Source organism: Paenibacillus tritici, assembly GCF_018207515.1.
GTDB classification, from domain to species: Bacteria; Bacillota; Bacilli; order Paenibacillales; family Paenibacillaceae; genus Paenibacillus_AQ; species Paenibacillus_AQ tritici.
Genome location: NZ_CP073365.1, coordinates 4,941,306 through 4,959,906, shown reverse-complemented (window position 1 = coordinate 4,959,906; position 18,601 = coordinate 4,941,306). Strand labels below are relative to the sequence as shown.

19 protein-coding genes are annotated in these 18,601 nt (G+C 55.5%); 16 read left to right on the top strand and 3 right to left on the bottom strand.

Features of this window, described 5'->3' with window-relative positions; all coding sequences use genetic code 11:
• Positions 1 to 308: 308 nt before the first annotated feature.
• Positions 309 to 599: a DUF2627 domain-containing protein gene (locus KDC22_RS21545; RefSeq protein ID WP_211720268.1), complete on the bottom strand. Its 291-nt coding sequence runs from the start codon at positions 597 to 599 to the stop codon at positions 309 to 311.
• 167 nt (positions 600 to 766) lie between these two features.
• Here KDC22_RS21545 and lpdA point away from each other — a divergent pair, with 167 nt between their 5' ends.
• The 5 genes from lpdA to lipB all read left to right on the top strand — a co-directional run bounded on the left by lpdA (position 767) and on the right by lipB (position 7,250).
• Entirely contained in the window at positions 767 to 2,188 is a 1,422-nt protein-coding gene (lpdA, locus tag KDC22_RS21540) for a dihydrolipoyl dehydrogenase (RefSeq protein ID WP_211720267.1), read from the top strand.
• A gap of 321 nt (positions 2,189 to 2,509) precedes the next feature.
• Positions 2,510 to 3,541, top strand: a complete 1,032-nt coding sequence (locus KDC22_RS21535; protein ID WP_211720266.1) for a thiamine pyrophosphate-dependent dehydrogenase E1 component subunit alpha — start codon at positions 2,510 to 2,512, stop codon at positions 3,539 to 3,541.
• Positions 3,542 to 3,544: 3 nt separating this feature from the next.
• A complete protein-coding gene (locus tag KDC22_RS21530; RefSeq protein ID WP_173129450.1) occupies positions 3,545 to 4,531 on the top strand; it encodes an alpha-ketoacid dehydrogenase subunit beta in 987 nt (328 codons plus the stop codon).
• Positions 4,532 to 4,998: 467 nt separating this feature from the next.
• Positions 4,999 to 6,465: a dihydrolipoamide acetyltransferase family protein gene (locus KDC22_RS21525; protein WP_211720265.1), complete on the top strand. Its 1,467-nt coding sequence runs from the start codon at positions 4,999 to 5,001 to the stop codon at positions 6,463 to 6,465.
• A gap of 74 nt (positions 6,466 to 6,539) precedes the next feature.
• Positions 6,540 to 7,250 carry a lipoyl(octanoyl) transferase LipB gene (gene lipB, locus KDC22_RS21520; protein ID WP_425516958.1) on the top strand — a complete coding sequence of 237 codons (711 nt, stop codon included), beginning with the start codon at positions 6,540 to 6,542 and terminating at the stop codon, positions 7,248 to 7,250.
• A gap of 72 nt (positions 7,251 to 7,322) precedes the next feature.
• Here lipB and prli42 read toward each other — a convergent pair whose 3' ends face one another.
• The gene (prli42, locus tag KDC22_RS21515) at positions 7,323 to 7,424 is read right to left on the bottom strand and encodes a stressosome-associated protein Prli42 (RefSeq protein WP_173129444.1); all 102 of its coding nucleotides are present in this window, start codon (positions 7,422 to 7,424) and stop codon (positions 7,323 to 7,325) included.
• 99 nt (positions 7,425 to 7,523) lie between these two features.
• Between prli42 and KDC22_RS21510 the strand changes: the two genes are divergently transcribed.
• Entirely contained in the window at positions 7,524 to 8,651 is a 1,128-nt protein-coding gene (locus KDC22_RS21510; protein WP_211720264.1) for a M20/M25/M40 family metallo-hydrolase, read from the top strand.
• A 153-nt stretch (positions 8,652 to 8,804) separates the two neighbouring features.
• On the opposite strand, the gene KDC22_RS21505 is transcribed toward KDC22_RS21510, so the two are convergent.
• On the bottom strand, positions 8,805 to 8,978 hold the full coding sequence (locus tag KDC22_RS21505; protein ID WP_173129438.1) for a hypothetical protein: 174 nt from the start codon (positions 8,976 to 8,978) through the stop codon (positions 8,805 to 8,807).
• Between the two features lie 77 nt (positions 8,979 to 9,055).
• Between KDC22_RS21505 and KDC22_RS21500 the strand changes: the two genes are divergently transcribed.
• From KDC22_RS21500 to KDC22_RS21455, 10 genes are all read left to right on the top strand, one after another.
• Positions 9,056 to 9,628: an NUDIX hydrolase gene (locus KDC22_RS21500; RefSeq protein WP_173129434.1), complete on the top strand. Its 573-nt coding sequence runs from the start codon at positions 9,056 to 9,058 to the stop codon at positions 9,626 to 9,628.
• Entirely contained in the window at positions 9,619 to 10,812 is a 1,194-nt protein-coding gene (locus KDC22_RS21495; protein ID WP_211720263.1) for an endonuclease Q family protein, read from the top strand. The genes KDC22_RS21500 and KDC22_RS21495 overlap by 10 nt, the downstream gene beginning before the upstream one ends.
• A gap of 67 nt (positions 10,813 to 10,879) precedes the next feature.
• Positions 10,880 to 11,515, top strand: coding sequence for a stage II sporulation protein M (gene spoIIM, locus KDC22_RS21490; protein WP_246552816.1), 636 nt, complete (start codon positions 10,880 to 10,882; stop codon positions 11,513 to 11,515).
• Positions 11,516 to 11,674: 159 nt separating this feature from the next.
• The gene (gene fur / locus KDC22_RS21485; protein WP_211720262.1) at positions 11,675 to 12,142 is read left to right on the top strand and encodes a ferric iron uptake transcriptional regulator; all 468 of its coding nucleotides are present in this window, start codon (positions 11,675 to 11,677) and stop codon (positions 12,140 to 12,142) included.
• 193 nt (positions 12,143 to 12,335) lie between these two features.
• Complete coding sequence (locus tag KDC22_RS21480) at positions 12,336 to 12,569, top strand: DUF4227 family protein (protein ID WP_173129424.1); 234 nt, start codon at positions 12,336 to 12,338, stop codon at positions 12,567 to 12,569.
• A gap of 142 nt (positions 12,570 to 12,711) precedes the next feature.
• Positions 12,712 to 13,617, top strand: coding sequence for a site-specific tyrosine recombinase XerD (gene xerD / locus KDC22_RS21475; protein WP_173129421.1), 906 nt, complete (start codon positions 12,712 to 12,714; stop codon positions 13,615 to 13,617).
• Between the two features lie 173 nt (positions 13,618 to 13,790).
• Positions 13,791 to 14,969: a phosphopentomutase gene (gene deoB / locus KDC22_RS21470; protein WP_211720261.1), complete on the top strand. Its 1,179-nt coding sequence runs from the start codon at positions 13,791 to 13,793 to the stop codon at positions 14,967 to 14,969.
• Positions 14,970 to 15,247: 278 nt separating this feature from the next.
• Positions 15,248 to 16,072, top strand: coding sequence for a purine-nucleoside phosphorylase (locus KDC22_RS21465; RefSeq protein ID WP_173129414.1), 825 nt, complete (start codon positions 15,248 to 15,250; stop codon positions 16,070 to 16,072).
• Positions 16,073 to 16,133: 61 nt separating this feature from the next.
• Positions 16,134 to 16,997, top strand: a complete 864-nt coding sequence (locus tag KDC22_RS21460) for a purine-nucleoside phosphorylase (RefSeq protein ID WP_211720260.1) — start codon at positions 16,134 to 16,136, stop codon at positions 16,995 to 16,997.
• Entirely contained in the window at positions 16,997 to 18,328 is a 1,332-nt protein-coding gene (locus KDC22_RS21455) for a pyrimidine-nucleoside phosphorylase (protein WP_211720259.1), read from the top strand. The genes KDC22_RS21460 and KDC22_RS21455 overlap by 1 nt, the downstream gene beginning before the upstream one ends.
• Positions 18,329 to 18,601 lie beyond the last annotated feature (273 nt).

Below are 18,601 nucleotides of genomic sequence, written 5' to 3'. Positions count from 1 at the left end.
ACAGGCTCGTAACGCAATGAGAGTTAGAGTCGCAGCGCATGAGCGATAGATTCGTAGCGCATGAGTGTTATGCTTGTAGTGCCTGAGCGATGGACTCGTAACCCTTGAGCGATAGACTCTTAGCCTGTGAGCCGTAGACTCGTAGCGCATTCTCACAGAGCACATTGTGCGGTTCACGCGGCGTCTGGTGTGAATCGGGAGTCCTCCAGTTAAATGTTCAATAGCTAACAACAAGGGGATGCCTCGCAGCCGGTTCAATGATGGCTGGAGGCATCCCCTGCTTCTATATGTTATGAACAAAAGTTGGCTTAGGACGGGGGCTGCTCGGCTTTTTGTTTCTCTCTGAAGCGGGGGCCCACATAGTTCTTCTTGCGGTCGCGGGTCAGAATCCAGCCGCCCAGGAAGCTCATTCCGGCCAGGAACAGCAGCAGTCCGCCGCCAAAATGCAGCCACGCGAAGTCCGGTACGACCGTGTCGTCACCATGCATCGCGAAATAGTTGAACAGATCATCTTTCATCATCAGGAAGCCCGTCATGGCCAGTAGGCCGGGGATCACCAGGATCAGGATGGCAATGAAGCGTGAAATCAGCAGTTTCATAACAGTCGCTCCTCTTCGCAGCCGTTGGAATTTACCCATATGATAACGCTTCAATCTGCAAAAGTCCATGCATACATGACGTTTGTAAGTTTTGTATTACCAGCGAAAGAGAGTACAATATAATAGGTTAGGCTGAACTTTAGAGGAATGACTGGAGGATACATATCATGACAATGACCTGTGATGTGGCGATACTTGGCGGAGGTACCGGCGGTTATGTGGCGGCGATCCGCGCTGCGCAGCTGGGCAAATCCGTCGTCGTTATTGAAATGGACAAGCTGGGCGGAACCTGCCTGCACCGCGGCTGTATTCCCAGCAAGTCACTGCTGCGCAGTGCAGAGGTATTAGCGGAAATTAATGAGAGCGAAAGCTATGGCATAAAGACAACAGGCGTAGAGCTGGTGTTCCCCAAAGTGCAGCAGCGTAAGGAAGCGGTTGTGGAGCAGCTTCATCAGGGCGTGCAGTATCTGATGCGCAAGCATAAGATTCAGATTGTAAAAGGCAAGGGCCGGATTATCGGCCCGTCGATCTTCTCCCCGCGCAGCGGCGCAGTGGCCGTGGAGATGGAGGATGGCGAGATGGAGACCGTGGTCTCCACGAATCTCATCATCGCCACCGGCTCGCGTCCGCGTGTTCTGCCGGGCCTTGCGCCGGACGGTAAGGTAATTCTGAGCAGCGAGGAAGCGCTGACGCTTGAGGAGCTGCCGGCATCCATGATTATTGTGGGCGGCGGAGTGATCGGAGTGGAGTGGGCTTCCATGCTGGCTGATTTCGGTGTGCAGGTCACTGTAGTCGAAGCTGCCGGCCAGCTTTTGCCGCAGGAGGATGAAGAGGTGGCCCGTGAGCTGCTGCGCCTGCTGAAGAAGCGCGGAGTCCGGGTCTTGACCGGCACCACGGTAGATGCAGAGACTTCCAAGGTGTCGGAGACGGGGATTACGATTGAAGCCCGCAAGGGGGAGCAGAGTCAGAGTCTGTCGGCCGAGAAGCTGCTGGTATCTGTCGGACGCGTGGCGAATATCGAGAATCTTGGACTGGAAAATACAGATATCCGCTACGACAAAGGCGTCATTGCGGTGAATGCCAATATGCAGACGGGTGAACCGCATATCTATGCCATTGGGGATTGCATCGGCGGATTGCAGCTGGCCCATGCCGCCAGCCATGAAGGCATCCGTGCCGTCAATCATCTGGCGGGCGAAGCCCTCCATCCATATGAAGCCCATCTGGTCCCGCGCTGTGTCTATACACGGCCCGAAGTGGCAAGTGTCGGTTATACAGAGAAGGAAGCGAAGCAGCTCGGCCGCGAGACCGTGACCGGCAAGTTCCCCTTCTCCGCCATCGGCAAAGCGATTGTCTACGGAATGAAGGACGGCTTCGTGAAGGTGGTTGCCGACGCGAAGAGCGGGGATATTCTCGGGGTACAGATGATCGGGCCGCATGTGACCGATCTGATTGGTGAAGCCGCCTTGGCACAGCTCCTGGATGCAACACCTTGGGAGGTCGGAGAGGCGATTCATGCCCATCCGACGCTCTCGGAGATTATCGGGGAAGCGATGCTGGCGGTGGATGGAAGAGCAATCGGATACTAGGATACGATACAGAGGTTATACAGTTAGCCGGAAGGAGCTGAAGGCGCGTGAAGCGCCTAAATGACTCTATACCGGCTATATTAGGTCCCTGGACAGTAGCTGAGTCCAGTTTCACCCTAAAGACTCCGCGTGGTGGGGTGATTTTGGCTTTTCTTTTTGGAGGGAAAGGGATTATAATGGATTTAGTACCTGGTTATAGGATCAGGGCAAAGCAAGGCTGAGTCATAGCTTAACACACCAGGTGAACACTTCCGAGCCGGCAGAACGGTTGCGGACCCGGAACGGTTTACACCAACCAAACTTTTAGGAGGTACCTCTTATATGGAATCCCAAGGTACTGTAGAAACGGTTAACAGACATAAGCAGCTTGGACTCACTGACGGCCAGGTTATTGATATGTACAGATTCATGCAGCTCGGACGGAAATATGATGAGCGCAGTCTGCTGCTGCAGCGCGCGGGGAAGATCAACTTCCATGTATCCGGCATCGGGCAGGAAGCGGCGCAGGTCGCGGCTGCATTTGCGCTGGACCGGGAGAACGACTTTTTCCTTCCGTATTACCGGGACTATGCGTTTGTTCTCTCGGTAGGAATGACCACGCGAGAGCTGATGCTGTCCGTATTCGCCAAGGCGGAGGACCCCAACAGCGGCGGCCGGCAAATGCCGGGCCACTTCGGCAGCAAGCGCCTGCGCATTGTAACGGGCTCTAGTCCGGTAACGACCCAGGTTCCACATGCGGCAGGTTTCGCGCTGGCGGCCAAAATGCAGAAGAAGAAGTTCGTCTCCTTTGTCACCTTCGGGGAAGGCTCCAGTAACCAGGGGGATTTTCATGAAGCCTGTAACTTTGCAGGTGTGAATAAGCTGCCTGTCATTATATTTTGCCAGAATAACCAGTATGCAATCTCCATCCCGGCTCATAAGCAGCTTGGCGGCAAGGTCAGCGACCGTGCGCTGGGGTATGGCTTCCCCGGCATCCGGGTGGATGGCAATGATCCGCTTGAGGTCTACCGTGTCGTGAAGGAAGCCCGGGAGCGTGCGGTTGCCGGAGAGGGACCAACCTTGATTGAAGCGATGATGTACCGTCTCTCGCCGCATTCCACTTCGGATAATGATCTGGCTTACCGGACCCAGGAAGAAGTCGATGCGAACTGGAAAAAAGACGGCATCGCCGCGTTCCGCACGTATCTCACCGGACTCGGTCTGTGGAGTGACGAGCAGGAGCGTGATCTGGCTGCCGAATATAATCTTGAATTGAAAGAGGCCATAACCTACGCGGAGAATGCACCGTTCCCGAAACCGGAAGATACGCTGCTGCATGTGTACGATGAATCCGGCCTTAAGGGAGGAGCTTAAGCCATGGCGATGATGGAATATATTGATGCAATCCGGCTGGCAATGAAGGAAGAAATGGAGCGCGATGAGTCGGTATTCGTGCTGGGTGAGGATGTCGGCGTGAAGGGCGGCGTGTTCACAACCACCAAGGGACTCCAGGAGCAGTTCGGCGAAGAACGTGTGCTTGATACCCCGCTTGCGGAGTCAGCTATTGCAGGAGTTGCTATCGGCGCTGCCATGTACGGTATGAAGCCGATTGCCGAGATGCAGTACTCCGATTTCATGCTGCCCGCAACGAACCAGATCATCAGCGAAGCGGCCAAAATCCGTTACCGTTCCAATAATGACTGGAGCTGTCCTATCGTTATCCGCGCCCCTATCGGCGGCGGAATCTTCGGCGGACTGTATCATTCCCAGTGTCCTGAATCCATCTTCTTCGGTACACCTGGACTTAAGATTGTGGCCCCTTATTCGGCAGCAGATGCCAAGGGATTGCTTAAGGCCGCTGTCCGTGACCCGGACCCGGTTCTGTTCTTCGAGAACAAGAAATGCTACAAGCTGATCAAGGGGGATGTGCCGGAGGGCGACTACACGGTGCCTATCGGCGAAGCGAATCTCCTGCGTGAAGGCAGCGATATTACGGTGATCGGGTATAGCCTGCCGCTGCATTTTGCGATGCAGGCAGCGGAGGAGCTGGAGAGCGAGCATGGCGTTACCGCGCATATCCTTGATCTGCGCACGCTCCAGCCGCTCGACCGCGACGCAATTATTGCGGCTGTCCGGCAGACCGGCAAGGTGCTGATTATCCACGAGGACAACAAGACCGGAGGCATCGGCGCCGAAGTGGCGGCGATCATTGCCGAGCATTGTCTGTTCGATCTGGATGCACCTATCTTCCGCCTGTGCGGGCCTGACGTCCCGGCGATGCCGATTTCTCCGCCGATGGAGAAGTTCTTCCTGCTGAGCAAGGACAAGGTGAAGGCTGAGATGCTGCGGTTGGCGGAGTACTGATATAGGAACATGAGTATTGACATACGGAACAGCAGGTGAGCTCCTCACACTTAAGCTCACCCTGCTATGTATATTGGGCATGAATGTTGCAGTTATTGCAACTTAGATTCGGGATTAGCGGTGGGGCGGATAGATTGCTGCATGAATTGCAACAATTTACACGCTTATCCGCTTGGATGATGAGGAATGCTGCCTTTTGTGCAACTTTTTTGACTTCTGGCCGCTTTAAGTGGTGGAATGTTGTATTTGAGGCAGGATTTCGTGCGTATGCTTCCGAGACCAGTTGTGTGCGAAGCGGATTCGTGAAGTATAGGCTTACCAAACTTAAGCGTATGCTTCCGAAGCCAGTTTTGTCGAAGTGAATTCAGGAAGTATAGGCATACCAAACTTAAGCGTTGCTTCCGAAGCCAGTTTTGTCGAAGCGGATTCAGGAAGCCTATGCTTACCAAACTTTAAGGAGTGACATTATGTCTGACAATACAACGCTGACGGATGTAATTATGCCGCAGCTCGCGGAATCGCTGGTGTCGGCAACCATCGGGAAGTGGCTGAAGCAGCCGGGCGATCCCATTGAGCAATATGAGCCGATCTGTGAGCTGATTACGGATAAGGTGAACGCGGAGCTGCCTGCTACGGTGGACGGCACGCTGGTTGAGCTGCTCGCGGAAGAAGGCCAGACGGTCAGCGTCGGCGAGATCATCGCCCGCATCGCAGTGGCTGGTTCCGCTGCCTCCGCGCCAAGCTCTGCCGCCCAGCCGCAGGCAGCGGCTGGGGACAGACCCGCAACTGCCGCTGTACCTGCGGCAGTATCCGGCACCGCGCCGCAGCCGCCTCACGCCGATGCGCGGCCGGCAGCACCGGCTGCCGCGGCTTATGATTCCGCGGCTCCGATGCGCTCCCGTTACTCTCCGGCTGTGCAGACGCTGGCCGCCGAGCACGGCATCTCCCTTGCGGCCGTGCCGGGCACCGGCCTGGGCGGACGTATCACACGCAAGGATGTGCTCACGTTCCTTGCAAGCGGCGCCTCTGCCGTTCAGCCGCCGGCACCCGCAGCCACAGCACCCGCAGCAGCACCCGCCGCTGCGCCTGTACCTGACGCCGCTCCTGCACCGGCAGCGCTGCAGCCGGTGTTCCAGCCGGTTCATGATGTGCATCAGCAGGTGCGCAATTCCGGCCTGCATCTCAGTGAATCACCGAAGATTCCGACGATTGAGATCGAAGGCGGACGGGGCAGCAGCTCGGAATATCTGATTGATGTTACACCGATCCGCAATACCATTGCGACAAGAATGCGCCAGAGTGTCTCGGAGATTCCCCATGCCTGGACGATGATCGAGGTTGATGTGACCAATATGGTGGTGCTTCGCAACAAGCTGAAGGACGAATTCAAGCGCAAAGAGGGTATTAACCTGACCTATCTGGCTTTTCTGATGAAGGCTGTTGTCAGTGCCATCAAGGATTACCCGATCATGAACTCGGTCTGGGCCGTTGACAAAATCATCGTCAAACGCGATATCAACATCTCGCTTGCCGTAGGCACGGAGGATTCCGTAATGACGCCGGTCATCAAGAAGGCCGACCAGAAGAATGTTGCCGGGCTGGCCCGCGAGATCGACGAATTGGCGCTGAAGACACGTGAAGGCAAGCTGCGGCTGGACGATATGCAGGGCGGCACGTTCACGGTGAACAATACCGGCTCATTCGGCTCGATTCTGTCTTACCCGATTATTAACTATCCGCAGGCGGCGATTGTAACCTTTGAATCTATCGTCAAAAAGCCTGTCGTCATCAATGATATGATTGCCGTGCGGTCGATGGCTAATATCTGCCTGTCGCTGGATCACCGGATTTTGGATGGGGTCATCAGCGGACGGTTCCTGCAGCGCGTGAAGGATAACGTGGAAGGGTATACGCCGGATACGAAGCTGTACTAATTAATTCAAATTAATCAAGGCCGCTGTGGACTCCTGGGACAGGGAGAATGAGAAGCAAAGGGGACCTTATGATCATGGATGACCTGAACTTAAGCAAACTGGAGGTTACCTATCTCCCGCTGATGGAGTACGGGGCGGCCTGGGAGCTGCAAAAGCAGGCGGTACAGGCGATTGACGCAGGTACCGCCTCCGAGCGGCTGATCCTTGTGCAGCATCCGCCTACGTACACCATCGGTTCACAGAATCATCCGGAGCATCTGCTCCTCAGCGGGGAACAGCTCAAGAAACAAGGGATTGCGCTGTTTGAGATTGACCGCGGAGGAGATATTACATATCATGGCCCCGGCCAGCTCGTCGGCTATCCGCTGCTGAAGCTGGGCGAGAACGGCAAGGTCGATCTGCACGGGTATCTGCGCAGGTTGGAATCCGTGATCATTGCCTATCTGGAGGGCTATGGGATTACAGGAACCCGCAAGCAGGGGTATACCGGAGTATGGGTCGGCGATGAGAAAATATGTGCGATTGGCGTCAAGTTCAACAAGTGTAAATTCCGCAGAGGTTTTGTCACCAGCCATGGCTTCGCCTTCAACGTATCGGCCGGAATCGGTCAGAGCGGCTTCGCGGGGATTATCCCTTGCGGCATCGCTGAATACGGAGTGACTTCGCTTGCGGAATGCACCGGGCGCTCTTTCAGCGTAGAGACGGTGGCTTCCGAGCTGCTGCCTTATTTCCTGCAACAATTCCCGTATGAAGCGGTTGCCGGGGCGGTAAGTTCGGCCGAGTAAGGAACAGGCATACAGACATAGTCAAACAGCGCCCGGGAGACCCGGGCGCTGTCACTTACGCGCTAAGCGTGATTAACCGGCCATAAACGGTTCGATGACGAACAGCACTGTAGAGGCGATCATGGCGAACAGCATGATGTAGATGATGATTTTGAACCATTTTTGTCGTTGCATGAGTGACTCCTTTGAGATTAGTTTAAGTTAAGAGCGTAGGCTCTATATTGAACGCAGTACAACCATTGTAACGTATCCGCGAAAGAGAGGGAAGTCCAAGTGATATCACAAGAACGGTTAATCAATGAATTCATGGAGCTTGTCCGTATTGACAGTGAGACCCGTAATGAACGGCGGATTGCCGATGTGCTGAAGGAGAAGTTCAGCAGCCTGGGGCTGAGCGCAGTGGAGGATGATTCCATGGAGAGAACGGGACACGGGGCAGGCAACCTGTTCGTGACCTGGCCTGCGGACAGCGGAGTGAGCGCACCGAAGCTGCTGTTCACCTGTCATATGGATACCGTGGTTCCCGGCCAGAATATCAAGCCTTCCCTGGGGGAAGACGGCTGGATCAGAAGCGACGGCAGCACGATTCTCGGAGCGGATGACAAAGCGGGACTGGCAGCTTTGTTCGAAGCGATCCGGGTCATTCAGGAGCAGAAGCTCCCGCACGGGCAGATTCAGTTTGTCATTACGGCAGGCGAAGAATCCGGCCTGATGGGGGCCCGTGCGATGGACCCGGCGCATCTGGATGCAGAGATGGGCTTCGCGCTGGATTCCAACGGTGAAGTGGGGGCCATCGCCATCGCTGCGCCGACTCAGGCGCGGGTAACGATGCAGATCTTCGGCAAATCGGCCCATGCGGGTGTGAACCCGGAGGATGGCATCAGCGCCATTCAGGTAGCAAGCAAAGCGATCTCGGCCATGAAGCTCGGACGGATTGATAAGGAGACCACAGCGAATATCGGCAAGTTCGCCGGCGGCGGACCGACCAATGTGGTCTGCGACCATGTCCAGCTCGATGCGGAGGCACGCAGCATTGTGCAGGAGAAGGTGGAACTGCAGATTGCCTCTATGCGGGAGGCGCTGGAGACTACGGCACGTGACAACGGCGCACAGAGCGAATTCCGCAGTGAGATCATCTATCCGGCGTTCAGCTTCAACGGGAATGATCCTGTAGTACAGCTGGCAGACCGTGCGATTACCTCACTTGGCCTGACTACCCGGCTGTTCGCTTCCGGAGGCGGCAGCGATGCGAATGTGTTCAATGGTCTGAAGGTTCCGACAGTGAATCTGGCGGTTGGCTATGAGGATATCCACACGACGCAGGAACGGATCAAGGCCGAAGACATCGTCAAGGTGGCCCGCCTGGTTGTAGCAATTGTAGCCGAGAGTCTCAAAGGCTGATCAAGATTCAAGCCCTTGCAGGGCACACGGCAATCCTAAGGAAGCCTGCCGGGACTAGGGAGTACAAAGAAGGAGCTGCTTCCGGGATTCACCGGGAGACAGCTCCTTCTTGTTCAAAGATAACCTATATGCTTAACGCAATACGATGCGGCATTATCCTGCCTTCGAAGCTGTGATCCGCGATTCTGCCTGGAGCAGCAGGATGTAGGAGAGGGGCATATCACGCCCGTACTGCTTCATCCACCCGGCCAGTACGGCCTTGATCTGTTCCGGTTTACCTACCATTGTAACTGCGGATGAGCTTGCTTGGACAAGACAATGATTCATGCCTGCATTCCTTCTTTCCTCTTAAGTTTGCTATAATACACCCTATGCATAACCATGCCAAAGGAGACCACCAATCTATGAAAAAAGATGAAATCAACAGCAATCCCGCCTTGGATGAAGAAACGTTATCGACGAAGCCGATTTTTAGCGGAAACATTATATCTCTCCAGGTAGACACCGTGAAGCTGCCGGACGGCAATACCGCCACCCGTGAGGTTGTGAAGCATCCGGGAGCCGTAGCCGTACTGGCGCTGAATGACGGCAAAATGCTGGTAGTGGAGCAGTACCGCCAGCCGATGCACCGGACCGAAGTGGAGATTCCGGCAGGCAAGCTGGATAAAGGTGAAGATCCGCTGGCCGCTGCGGGCCGTGAGCTTCAAGAGGAGACGGGCTTCCACAGCGGCGGGCTGAAGCTGCTGAAGTCGTTCTACACCTCTCCCGGCTTCGCCGACGAGATTATTCACCTCTATGTGACCGAGGACGCCCAGCCGGGTGAGATGGCACTGGATGAGGATGAATTCCTGGAGGTCTCCGAGCTTACCCTAGAGGAAGCGTACCAATATATCGCAGATGGACGTATTGCCGATGCCAAGACCATGATGGCTGTCTACGCCTGGCATCTCTATACGCTGACTGGACAATGGCACTAGAGGCGGCGCTTCAGAGCATATACTGTGACCTGCACGTGCATATCGGGCGGACTTCGGAGGGGCAGGCGGTCAAAATCAGCGGCAGCCGCGACCTGACCTTCGCCGGGATTGCCAAGGAGGCGGCGGAGCGCAAGGGGATCGGCCTGATCGGCATCATCGACAGCCATTCCCCGGGGGTACTGCGGGATATTCATGCTGCGCTTGATTCCGGGGAGATGACGATAGCACAAGGCGGCGGAATTGCCTACAGGGGGACAACGATCCTCCTGGGGACCGAGATCGAGATCCGTGAGCCCGGGCGGCGGGAGTGCCATGTCCTGGCCTTCATGCCGGACCTTGGGACGATGGAGGATTTCAGCCGCTGGATGAGCGCCCATATGCGCAATGTGAATCTCAGCTCCCAGCGTCTCTATGCCCCCTCCAGGGAGCTGCAGGACGAGATTACGGGACGGGGAGGGCTGCTGATTCCGGCACATATTTTCACCCCGCACAAGGGGTTATACGGCTGCTCAGCGGAGCGGATGGCTGAATTATTCGACCTGGACCGCATCGCGGCAGTGGAGCTTGGCCTCAGCGCGGATTCGGAGATGGCCGGATATATCTCGGAGCTTGACCGCTACAGCTTCCTGACCAATTCCGACGCCCATTCCCTCGGCAAAATCGGCCGCGAATATAATGTGATTGAGATGCAGCAGCCTTCGTTCCAGGAGCTGAAGCTGGCCCTGATGCGCTCGGAAGGACGCCGGGTCAGCGCCAACTTCGGGCTGAACCCCCGGCTGGGCAAATATCACCGCACGTATTGCGGCGGCTGCGGCAGCATTATTGATGAGGCCTATGCCACTTCAGAACGCTGCCCGTATTGCGGCAGTCCGAAGCTGGTGCAGGGCGTGCTGGACCGCATTCTGCACATTGCCGACCGTCCGCTGCCCCAGGTTCCGCAGCACCGGCCGCCGTATCATTATCAGGTGCCTCTGGAGTTCATTCCCGGGCTAGGCAAGCGGAAGCTGAATACGCTGCTGGAGGCGTTCGGCACAGAGATGAATATTCTGCATCAGGCGGGTGAAGCCGAGCTTGCTGCTGTTGCCGGACGGGAGCTTGCCGAGCTGATTGTGCTTGCCCGTACAGGCGGGCTTGCGCTCTCCTCAGGAGGCGGAGGCACTTACGGCAAGGTGATCAGGACCTAAGGACAAGTCATAGATCGGGACATTCCCTCATATGGTGTAACATGTGACCGGAAAGGGGAATGTCAGGGTGCGCAGTTTAAGGCTGATGCTGAAGGAACAGACGCCACTTTATATTTTTGTCGCGGTATTATTTCTGGTCGGGGTTGTATTCGGAGCGCTCATCGTCACTGCACTTACGCTGGATCAGCAGCAGGAGCTGGGGGATTACTTAAGCAACTTCTTCGTGACCGTTGACCAGCAGGGACTGCCTGCCGCGCAGGATTCGTACTGGAGTATCGCCGCCTTTCATCTGAAATGGGTCGGCCTGATCTGGGTTCTCGGCTTATCTGTGATCGGCCTTCCGGGGATTCTGATTCTGGATTTCCTCAAAGGCGTGCTGATCGGCTTCACCGTCGGCTGTCTGGTCAGCCAGTACTCCTGGCACGGGATGTTGTTTGCGCTTGTCTCTGTGGCCCCGCATAATCTGGTGCTGATTCCGGTGCTGCTGGTATGCAGTGCGGCAGCCCTGGGGTTCTCCCTGCTGATGATCCGCAGCCGGGTGCTGGGACAGCAGCGCCGCACTCAGGTGACCCGGCCTTTCTTGATGTATACCCTGCTCTCCTTGGGGATGGCACTGCTGGTGATGGGGATCTCGGGATTCGAGGCCTGGGTTACGCCGACGATGATGAGATGGGTGACGCCAATGCTGGTGTCGGCAGGGTGAGGGAGCGGCCCGGACGGTTCAGGCCGTCCAGACTATTCAGACATTCAGAGCGTGCTTCTCCATGTGCTAAAAGCGTTTGACTTCTCAAACGCAATCCCCCTATAATGGAAGAAGTGGCTTGAAGCCCGGTGCGGTAATTTTCCAAGGGGGAGGCAGACAATGGAAGCCCGGATAGACAAAATTAAGCAACAACTACAATCCCAAGGATACAAGCTAACACCTCAACGGGAAGCGACCTTAAGAGTTCTCCTGGAGAACGAGGATGATCACTTAAGCGCTGAAGATGTATTCATGCTAGTGAAAGAGAAGGCCCCAGAGATCGGTCTTGCCACCGTATATCGTACCCTGGAACTGCTTAGCGAGCTTCATGTCGTGGAGAAGATCAACTTCGGAGACGGTGTTGCCCGCTATGATCTGCGTACGGATACGGCGAAGCATCATCATCATCATTTGATCTGCGTGCAATGCGGAACCATGGATGAGATTCGTGAGGACTGGCTGGGACCGCTGGAAGAGCGGCTGGAGAAGGAATATAATTTCACGGTCGTTGACCATAGACTTGATTTTCACGGAATTTGCTACCGCTGCAGGGATAAGAATAATGCAGAAGGCAATACTCCCGAATAAGCGTATATAGAACTTGAACTCATATACAGATGAGGAATTACCGCGCAAGCTCTCCCCGGCTGAATGGCTGGAGGGAGCTTTTTCACTTAAGTATACATAACATAATCCTCCGGCGCATACAGTGAAGGACGAGTTCTGTACGAAGCAGATTCAAGCTGCTATATCAACTCATCTTTTGAGGAGGAATGTCCGGATGATTGTTTCTCTGCCCCGAACTGTGCGCCGGCTGTACTTCATGACCCTGCTGGTTGCGATAAGCTGTGTGCTGTATTATGCCTTGAGCTGGGTCAGCGCATGGATCAGTCCGGCCCGCAATGTTGAAATTCCGGAAGGCACAGCCGTCCGGGCGTTTCAGGATGTCCAGTATAGTGAGCAGGGGCTTAGCGCCGCCGACCGCCTGCGTCTCTACTACTGGTATGGGGAGTAACGGCTCCGCTTGAAGGATAAAGGAAGAGGACTGTCGAATCCTTCTATAGCATGTCATGGAACGTTTGGCTGTTCCGGCTGCTGGACCTAAACCCGCTGCGAAGCCGCATGAAGCAGCCTGAGTATGACAGGAGCGTGAATTGATGAAGTCACACTTGCAGCCGTTTATGCAGTATTTGTCCGGGGACAAAGGATTGTCTCCTAGTACACTGGAATCCTATGGACGGGATATTTCGCAGTTTCTGGAGTTTACGGAAGAACGCGGGTTGACCGCAGGGGAAGAGATCAGAAGATCACATATCATGCTCTATCTGGGTTCCCTGCGCGGAGCGGGCAAGGCAGCGGCAACGGTGAACCGCAATACGGTGTCGCTGCGTGCCTATTTTCATTATTTGCTGAAGGAACGGCTGATCGGCCAAGATCCCACTCTGGATATGGAGGCCATCAAGCCGAGCAAGAAGCCGCCGATGATTCTTAGCATTGAAGAAATCGAGCGTCTGCTGGCTGCTCCAGATGAAGCCGCTCCCCAGGGGATGCGCGATAAGGCTATGCTGGAGCTGCTCTATGCAACAGGTATCCGTGTGACGGAGCTGATCTCGCTGAATGTGGAGGATGTGAACACGGCCTTGCGGTTCGCACGCTGCAGCGGCGCCTCCGGCAAGGAGCGGGTGGTACCGATTGGCAGGATCGCTGCGGACAATGTGGCCCGCTACACCTCGGGGATGAGGGACAAGCTGCTGCGCGTTAATCAGGAGGAGCCTGCGCTGTTCCTGAACAGTCTGGGCGGACGGCTGACCCGGCAGGGCTTTTGGAAAATCATCAAAAAATACGCGCGTGAAGCCCGGATCGAGCAGGACATTACCCCGCATACCCTGCGCCACTCCTTCGCTGCGCATTTGCTGGAGGGCGGGGCAGACCTGCGTTCCGTACAGCAGATGCTGGGCCATTCCGATATATCGACCACGCAGATTTACAGCGGAATTGCCCGCAAGAATATGAAGGAAGTCTACGAGAATCACCATCCCCGGGCGAAGCTGCCGGATCTATAGGATGAGGCAGCCCTGGAAGTGCCGGGCGACGGAAAAAGATGCTTTTTGTGAGTAAGAAAGTTATGATGGAATCATACTGAAGAAACAGCTCCCGGGAGAGGCTCTCCCGGAGTTTCTTCCTGCTTAGAGCAGACTCTAAGATTATGCAAACTACTGAAGGAGTGAAGACGGCAATGTCCTCATTTAAACGCATCGGATTTATTGTTCTGGATAGTGTAGGTATCGGTGAAGCGCCGGATGCCGCTAATTTTGGAGATACAGGCTCCCATACGCTGGGACATATTCTGGAACGGGTTCCGGGTCTTAAGCTTCCGAATCTGCAGCAGCTCGGACTTGCGAATATTGCTCCGCTCCCGCCGCTTGAACCGGTAGCAGCCCCTACAGGCTATTACGGCAAAATGCAGGAGGTGTCGGTAGGCAAGGATACGATGACCGGCCACTGGGAGCTGATGGGGCTGAAGATCGAGGTTCCCTTCAATACGTACTTCGACGGCTTCCCTGCGGAGCTGATCGAGAAATTTGAAGCGGCCACCGGACGTAAGGTGATCGGCAACAAGCCGGCATCCGGCACGGAGATTCTCGTGGAATACGGCGAGGAGCAGATGAAGACCGGCGCATGGATTGTATATACTTCAGCGGACAGCGTATTCCAGCTGGCAGCGCATGAAGATATCATTCCTCTAGAGGAACTATACAGCGCCTGCAAGATCGCCCGTGAGCTGACGATGGCCCCGGAATTCTCGGTAGGCCGCGTGATCGCCCGTCCTTATGTCGGCGAGCCGGGGAATTTCGTGCGTACTCCGAACCGGCATGATTATGCGGTGAAGCCGCCGGAGCCGACGGTGATGAATGCACTCGAGGATATTGGCAAGGATGTCATTGCGGTAGGTAAAATCAATGATATCTTCACTGGCGAAGGAGTTACGGCTACGTACCCTACAAAGAGCAATGAGCACGGCATCCAGATCACCATTGATGAGCTGCGTAAGCCATTCAATGGGTTCCTGTTCACCAATCTCGTGGACTTCGACTCCCTGTACGGCCACCGCCGTGACCCTGAAGGCTACGGCCGTGCGCTGGAGGTATTCGATCAGGCGCTGCCTGAGCTGCTCTCGACCCTTGGGGAAGATGATCTGCTGATCATCTCCGCAGACCACGGCAATGACCCCATTCACGCCGGAACGGATCATACGCGTGAGTACGTGCCGCTGCTGGTCTACAGCCCGAGATTCAAGACTCCGGGCAGCCTGGGCATCCGCCAGACCTTCTCTGATGTGGCGGCCACCATTGCCGATAACTTCGGGGCGAAGGCGCCGCAGTATGGGACGAGCTTCCTTTCAGAGCTTGTCTAAATATCAAACCAAGATGAACTTAAGGAAATAGCCAACAAGCTTGAAGGAACAAAGGGGATATTTGGAACTGTAGGAGCGGTAGCGACCGCCTGAAAGCTTTCCGCAGGAAAGCTCGCTTCGGAAGCATTAGCAGTCACCGGATTTCAACTGCGGACAGCAGATAAATCAAGAAATCTGGGGACAACAGCGGCCGGAAGTCCAAATATCCACCGTAGTGGCGACTGATCTTTTTCATATATTTAGATCAATCTGTACACACCCCAAGGAGGAACCAACCCATGACCACAGTAACCTCAACCCATATCCAAGAAGCAGCCGTATACATCAAAGATAAATGTACCGTCGCCCCCGAAATCGGGCTGATCCTGGGCTCCGGCCTCGGTGTTCTGGCGGATCTGATCACAGAAGAAGTAGTCATTCCTTATCATGAAATCCCCCATTTCCCGGTGTCCACGGTGGAAGGACATGAAGGCGAGCTGCTGATCGGCATGATTGAAGGCCGCCGCGTGGTCATGATGAAAGGCCGCTTCCACATGTACGAAGGCTATGGTCCTGAGACTACAGCGTTCCCGGTACGCGTAATGAAAGAGCTTGGCGTAACCAGCCTGCTGGTAACCAACGCTGCCGGTGGAGTCAACACCGATTACACACCCGGCGATCTCATGCTGATTACCGATCACCTGAACCTGACCGGCCGCAACCCGCTGACCGGACCGAATGACAATGCTCTGGGCGTACGGTTCCCGGATATGTCTTCGGCGTACAGCCCGCGCCTGATTGCAGCCGCCAAGGAAGCTGCCGCAAGTATGGGCTTCGAGTTCAAGGAAGGGGTATACGCCGGTCTGCTCGGACCGAACTATGAGACCCCGGCTGAGATCGTTATGCTGCGCCGCCAGGGAGCAGATGCCGTAGGCATGTCCACCGTGTCGGAGACCATCGTAGCCCGTCATGCGGGGATAGAAGTGCTCGGGATCTCTTGTATCACCAACATGGCTGCGGGTATTCTAGAACAGCCCTTGAACCATGCAGAGGTGATGGAGACAGCGGAGCGTGTACGCGAGCAGTTCCTTAAGCTGGTGCTGGCTTTTATACCGAAAATGTAAGATCTGCTTCATGCCATAGAACACCCTATAATACACAATTCATATCCGGGAGGATCAACCTATGACAACATCAACAACCGTCCCATACGGCACTCAGGTTCAAGAAGCTGCTGCCTATATTCAATCCAAATTCGGCGCGTATACTCCGGTCATCGGTCTTATTCTGGGTTCAGGTCTTGGAGACCTGGGCGATCAGATCGAAGATGCGGTATATCTGCCTTATGAAGAAATTCCGCATTTCCCGCGTTCGACGGTAGAAGGCCATGCCGGACGGTTTGTGATCGGGAAGCTGGAAGGCAAGGATGTTGTGATCATGCAGGGCCGTTTTCACTATTATGAAGGGTATGAGATGCGCAAAGTAGTGCTGCCGGTCTATGTAATGGCCAAGCTTGGCATAGGCACACTTGTCATCACCAATGCAGGCGGCGGAATGAACAGAGCGTTCAAAGCGGGCGACCTGATGCTGATTACCGACCACCTCAATATGACCGGCGACAACCCGCTGATCGGACCGAATGATCCGGAGCTGGGCGTACGTTTCCCTGATATGTCCCGTGCCTATGACCCGGAGTATATCGCACTTGCCAAAAAGCTTGCAGCCGATGTAACAGGGGTGGACGGTGAAACGCTTGTCCTGCAGGAAGGCGTATATGCCGGTATCAGCGGCCCTACGTATGAGACTCCGGCTGAGCTCAAAATGCTTGCCTATCTCGGCGGCGATGCTGTGGGAATGTCCACCGTGCCGGAAGTGATCGTAGCCAGCCACAGCAAGCTGCGTGTGCTCGGCATTACCTGTATCACCGATATGGCGATCGGGGATGAGCTGGAGCCGTTGACCCATGAGCAGGTGGTCAAAGTGGCGAACCTGACCAAGCCTAAATTCATCGGACTGGTGCGCTCCTTTGTCCGTGAGGTGCAGGTATAATGCGTGCTGTTGATCTTATTCAGAAAAAAAGAGACGGCGGCGAACTCAGCCGTGAAGAAATAGCTTTTCTGATCCAGGGGTACAGCAAAGGGGAAATCCCGGATTACCAGATATCTGCCTGGGCGATGGCCGTGTATTTCCGCGGAATGAACGCGCGGGAGACCGGCGATCTGACGCTGGAGATGGCAATGTCCGGTGATCAGGTGGACCTCAGCCCGATTGCGGGCATCAAGGTGGACAAGCATTCTACCGGCGGAGTGGGCGACAAGACTACGGTGGTGCTGGCGCCGCTGGTTGCGGCTGCCGGAGTTCCGGTAGCCAAGATGTCTGGGCGCGGCCTCGGCCACACCGGAGGCACGCTGGATAAGCTGGAGTCGATCACGGGCTTCTCTGTGGAGATGGACCGGGAACGCTTTTTTGCCCAGGTAGGTGAGATCGGCGCGGCTGTAATCGGCCAGTCCGGCAACATCACGCCTGCGGACAAGAAGCTGTATGCCCTGCGTGATGTGACGGCAACTGTGGAATCCATTCCGCTGATTGCCAGCTCCGTCATGAGCAAGAAGATTGCCGCAGGCGCGGATGCTATCGTGCTGGATGTGAAGACCGGCAGCGGCGCGTTCATGAAGACGCTGGACGATTCCATCGCGCTTGCCCAGGCGATGGTGGATATCGGCACTCATCTTGGCCGCAACACCGTTGCTGTCATCAGCGACATGGACCAGCCGCTGGGCTTCGGCATCGGCAATGCCCTGGAGATCCGGGAAGGCATCGAGACCTTGAACGGCCACGGGCCGAAGGATCTCCAGGAGGTCTGCCTGATCCTGGGCAGCCAGATGCTTGTCCTCGGCGGCAAGGCGAAGGACGAAGCAGAAGCGCGCTCCATCCTGCTGTCCCATATCGGAGACGGCAGCGCGCTCGATAAGTTCAAGCAGATGGTGTATGCCCAAGGCGGCGATGTCACACAGATTGAATCGCCGGACACCCTGCCGTCCGCCCGCAAGTTCATCGAAGTGAAGGCGGCAACGGCAGGTTATGTGGAGAGTATCCAGGCCGAAGAGATTGGCGTAGCAGCGATGCTGCTGGGTGCCGGACGCGAGACGAAGGAATCCGTCATTGATCTGGCTGTCGGCATCCAGCTCTCGCTGAAGGTCGGTGACGCTGTAGCCGCAGGCGATATATTGGCTGTCTTGCATGTGAACGATGCCAGTGAGAGCAAGGTGCGGGAGGCCGAAGCCAAGGTGCTGGAGGCTTACCGCATCTCCGCCCAGCCGGTTCCGCCGCAGCCGCTGGTATTCGCACTGGTGACCAAGGACGGCGTTACGCGGTATTAAAACGGACTCCGGTTCCGTCGTTCCGGATAGCGGTTAGATGAATTCCATAGGAATGACCAAACAAGCCGTACAATCAGCAAATTGCTGTTGTGCGGCTTGTTTTGGTTTGGTTGGTTTGGTTTGATCTGGGTTGGGTTGGTTGGGTTGTTCAGGAGACCCCGTAGGATGCAAGTGGAAAAAGGGCATTTAATTTTCCTTGAATGAACGATAATTGGTTTTTAGTTGGAAAAAGTACATTTAATTATTCAATATACCCGCCTAAGAGGAGGAATC

Excerpts from the sequence above, each read along its gene's own strand:
- KDC22_RS21530 (WP_173129450.1), top strand. The coding sequence starts at position 3,545 with ATGGCGATGATGGAATATATTGATGCAATCCGGCTGGCAATGAAGGAA.
- KDC22_RS21545 (WP_211720268.1), bottom strand. The coding sequence starts at position 599 with ATGAAACTGCTGATTTCACGCTTCATTGCCATCCTGATCCTGGTGATC.
- KDC22_RS21505 (WP_173129438.1), bottom strand. The coding sequence starts at position 8,978 with ATGAATCATTGTCTTGTCCAAGCAAGCTCATCCGCAGTTACAATGGTA.
- deoB (WP_211720261.1), top strand. The coding sequence starts at position 13,791 with ATGTCCTCATTTAAACGCATCGGATTTATTGTTCTGGATAGTGTAGGT.
- KDC22_RS21535 (WP_211720266.1), top strand. The coding sequence starts at position 2,510 with ATGGAATCCCAAGGTACTGTAGAAACGGTTAACAGACATAAGCAGCTT.
- KDC22_RS21480 (WP_173129424.1), top strand. The coding sequence starts at position 12,336 with ATGATTGTTTCTCTGCCCCGAACTGTGCGCCGGCTGTACTTCATGACC.
- KDC22_RS21495 (WP_211720263.1), top strand. The coding sequence starts at position 9,619 with ATGGCACTAGAGGCGGCGCTTCAGAGCATATACTGTGACCTGCACGTG.
- KDC22_RS21465 (WP_173129414.1), top strand. The coding sequence starts at position 15,248 with ATGACCACAGTAACCTCAACCCATATCCAAGAAGCAGCCGTATACATC.
- fur (WP_211720262.1), top strand. The coding sequence starts at position 11,675 with ATGGAAGCCCGGATAGACAAAATTAAGCAACAACTACAATCCCAAGGA.
- lpdA (WP_211720267.1), top strand. The coding sequence starts at position 767 with ATGACAATGACCTGTGATGTGGCGATACTTGGCGGAGGTACCGGCGGT.
- lipB (WP_425516958.1), top strand. The coding sequence starts at position 6,540 with ATGGATGACCTGAACTTAAGCAAACTGGAGGTTACCTATCTCCCGCTG.
- KDC22_RS21455 (WP_211720259.1), top strand. The coding sequence starts at position 16,997 with ATGCGTGCTGTTGATCTTATTCAGAAAAAAAGAGACGGCGGCGAACTC.
- prli42 (WP_173129444.1), bottom strand. The coding sequence starts at position 7,424 with ATGCAACGACAAAAATGGTTCAAAATCATCATCTACATCATGCTGTTC.
- xerD (WP_173129421.1), top strand. The coding sequence starts at position 12,712 with ATGAAGTCACACTTGCAGCCGTTTATGCAGTATTTGTCCGGGGACAAA.
- KDC22_RS21525 (WP_211720265.1), top strand. The coding sequence starts at position 4,999 with ATGTCTGACAATACAACGCTGACGGATGTAATTATGCCGCAGCTCGCG.
- KDC22_RS21500 (WP_173129434.1), top strand. The coding sequence starts at position 9,056 with ATGAAAAAAGATGAAATCAACAGCAATCCCGCCTTGGATGAAGAAACG.
- KDC22_RS21460 (WP_211720260.1), top strand. The coding sequence starts at position 16,134 with ATGACAACATCAACAACCGTCCCATACGGCACTCAGGTTCAAGAAGCT.